Origin of the sequence: Blautia intestinihominis (assembly GCF_040096655.1) — a bacterium.
Classification (GTDB): domain Bacteria; phylum Bacillota; class Clostridia; order Lachnospirales; family Lachnospiraceae; genus Blautia_A; species Blautia_A intestinihominis.
The window spans coordinates 1-3,052 of sequence record NZ_JBBMEI010000142.1; the positions used below are offsets into that span (position 1 = coordinate 1).

Annotated in this window: 4 protein-coding genes; all 4 read left to right on the plus strand. The window is 42.0% G+C overall.

Translation table 11 applies throughout. The features are described 5' to 3' along the window. A partial coding sequence (locus WMO75_RS19075) for a helix-turn-helix domain-containing protein (protein ID WP_349078770.1) occupies positions 1–353 on the plus strand: 353 nt, incomplete at its 5' end. A 43-nt stretch (positions 354–396) separates the two neighbouring features. Continuing rightward, positions 397–1,338, plus strand: a complete 942-nt coding sequence (locus tag WMO75_RS19080) for a DUF1848 domain-containing protein (protein ID WP_118699666.1) — start codon at positions 397–399, stop codon at positions 1,336–1,338. 161 nt (positions 1,339–1,499) lie between these two features. Next, positions 1,500–1,985: a GNAT family N-acetyltransferase gene (locus WMO75_RS19085; protein WP_118699668.1), complete on the plus strand. Its 486-nt coding sequence runs from the start codon at positions 1,500–1,502 to the stop codon at positions 1,983–1,985. Between the two features lie 191 nt (positions 1,986–2,176). Then, positions 2,177–2,929, plus strand: a complete 753-nt coding sequence (locus WMO75_RS19090; RefSeq protein ID WP_118699667.1) for an EFR1 family ferrodoxin — start codon at positions 2,177–2,179, stop codon at positions 2,927–2,929. Positions 2,930–3,052 lie beyond the last annotated feature (123 nt).

The window sequence follows — 3,052 nt, forward strand, 5'->3', positions numbered from 1 at the left end:
AATTCAGGATCTACCCGAACAGAGAACAGAAAAACCTCATCCACAGAACACTGGGATGCTGCCGGCTCATCTATAACAAAGAAATGTCACAGATCGCCCGGGCAGGGCTGCGAGTGTATTTTATCGCATTTATCCCAATGGGGATCAACCTCCTGACCTCATACTATTTACAGTCGATCTTAAGCGTAAAAAGCTCCCTTTTCATTTCATTACTCAGAAATGTGATCCTGAGCAGCACTGCCATTCTCACATTCCCGCTGATCTTTGGCGGAAACAGCCTGTGGCTGGTAATGCCGGTCGTGGAATGCCTTGTGCTGGTATTGAGCGTGGTGTTTTTACGCAGACAACAATAAAAAATTTTTAATTTGCAGAAACAGCAGAAAGGCAGCAAATACCATGATCATACAAACAGGCATGCGGACAGATATCCCGGCGTTTTATTCCGAATGGTTTATGAACAGAATAAAGGAAGGCTATGTACTGGTCCGCAATCCATATAATCCGTTGCAGGTAACGAAATATAGCCTGTCGCCGGAGGTCGTAGACCTTCTTGTATTCTGTACGAAAAATCCGGCACCAATGCTTAAGCATATGGACAAATTGCAATCATATGGACAATACTGGTTTGTGACAATCACACCATATGGAACTGAGATTGAACCCAATGTGCCAGATAAGAAAACAGTAATGGAAGATTTTAAGAAGTTGTCCAATATTGTAGGCATTGACAGCATCGGATGGCGCTATGATCCAATACTCATCGACCAGACACATACCGTAGAATGGCATATACAGGAATTCGAAAAAATGGCAGCGAATTTGTCCGGCTATACCCACACTTGCGTAATTAGTTTCATTGACATTTACCAAAAAGTAGCACGGAATTTTTCGGAAGCAAAAGCCGTTACAATCAGCGACAGAATCAGGATCGGAAAAGAATTTATCAGAATTGCAGAGAAATACAATATGGTAATCCGGCCATGTGCAGAAGGAAATGAACTTGCGGCCTACGGAGCAGACTGTTCAGGATGTATGACTGTAGATACATACGAAAAAGCACTGCATACACATCTGGATGTGCCAAAGCAGAAGATGAACCAGAGAAACGGGACATGTGCCTGTCTTCTGGGAGTAGACATTGGAGCATATGATACCTGCGGGCATTTGTGCAGATATTGTTATGCGAATGTAAATAGTGCTCTGGTCCGGGAGAACATGAAAAGACATGACCCGAAATCACCATTTCTGCTTGGCGGAAGCATGCCGGGAGATATCATACACGAGGCAAAACAAATAAGCTGGATTGACGGACAGATGACGCTGGATTTATTTTCGTAAAAACTGATATCAGGAAACCACCAACTGCCAAAAAACTGAAGAAAGGTACCCAAAATTGTTAACGATATTGCATGGATCAGATCACACATGCAATATCGTTATTTTCGTGTTATACTGGATGAACTGAGATGGAATTCAAAGAGACAAGAGAGGAATATAGTATGGAAATAAAATACGCAACAACAGAAGATATTACAGCGATTGCCGCAGTTGAGGCAGAATGTTTCCCGCCTGCGGAAGCAGCAACAGAAGAGGAATTCATCGAAAGAGTGAAATATTACGGAAATTACTTCTGGCTAATGTATGAAGATAGAAAGCTGATCGCATTTGTAGACGGTTTTGTAACAGATGAGCCGGACCTGACGGATGAAATGTATGAGAAGGCTGCCATGCACAACGAAGATGGTGCGTGGCAGATGATTTTTGGTGTTAATACATTACCGGATTATCGCAGACATGGATACGCCGGCAAACTGATCCGCCGCGCGATCGACGATGCAAAGCAGCAGGGCCGTAAAGGACTTGTCCTGACCTGCAAAGAAAAGCTTATCCCGTATTATACAAAATTTGGATTTTCCGACGAAGGTATATCTGACAAATCCACCCATGGAAATGTTGTGTGGCACCAGATGCGGCTGGTTTTCTGATAAATCGCCCTTTTTAATCTTGAGCAATCAATCGACCCAAAGACTGCTGCTTTGAGATCATTAAAAGCAGCAAGGAAAGGCAGAGCCGTTTACACTACCGGAGCATTTTATAAATGTTGCCAATTGCTTGCAAAACTTATTCCACATACATTTCTTGTTAAATTTGCAGGCCTTGGATAAGGAGATGGATTATGATTTTATATTTTTCAGCAACCGGAAACAGCGAATATGTTGCCAGAAGGATTGCAGCCGAAACCGGTGACATTGCCGTTTCTATTACAGATTGCTATAAAAAACAAATTTTCTCATTTGATGAGAAATGCAAAACACTTGGTATAGTAAGCCCTACATACTCTTGGGGATTGCCTGTTATCGTAATTGAATTTTTACAAAGACTAGATTTAAGCCATAAGCCGGACTATATATTTTTTATTGCAACCTATGGAACAACCCCGGGACAAACTGGGAGATTTGCAGATAATATTCTTGCTCCTAAAGGTCTGCCATTGTCCGCAAAATTCAGCGTGAAAATGCCGGACACCTGGACTCCGATTTTTGATTTGAGCAATAAAGAAAGAGTTCAGCGTATAAATAATTATGCAGAGCTTGAAATCGATCATATCATTGAACAGATAAAAAATTTGGTCGTCGGTGATTTTATGAAAAATAAGCTGCCTTATCCGATTGCAAAGATAGGCTATCATATCGAATATGATTCGATGCGTAAAACAAAGCACTTTTCAGTTGAAGACACCTGCGTTGGGTGTGGTTTGTGCGCCAAAAACTGCCCGGTTTCCGCCATTAAGCTCAAAGACCGCAAACCTGAATGGACCAAAGAGCAGTGCGTAATGTGCTTAGCTTGCTTACATCACTGCCCTAAATTTGCAATTCAATATGGTGAAAATACAAAGAAGCATGGACAGTATACACATTTCCTTAAGTGATATGCTCCCACCACTTAAATCTTATAGATTTTGAAGTGGTGGAAGTATGTCAGTGCGTCCAGCTAAGGGTGAAGCATTTAATGGATGGAAATCCCATCCGGTAAGGTATTAGCCACACCGCCG

Bases quoted from the DNA above. Each gene is read 5' to 3' on its own strand.
- WMO75_RS19085 (WP_118699668.1), top strand. From the start codon at position 1,500: ATGGAAATAAAATACGCAACAACAGAAGATATTACAGCGATTGCCGCA.
- WMO75_RS19080 (WP_118699666.1), top strand. From the start codon at position 397: ATGATCATACAAACAGGCATGCGGACAGATATCCCGGCGTTTTATTCC.
- WMO75_RS19090 (WP_118699667.1), top strand. From the start codon at position 2,177: ATGATTTTATATTTTTCAGCAACCGGAAACAGCGAATATGTTGCCAGA.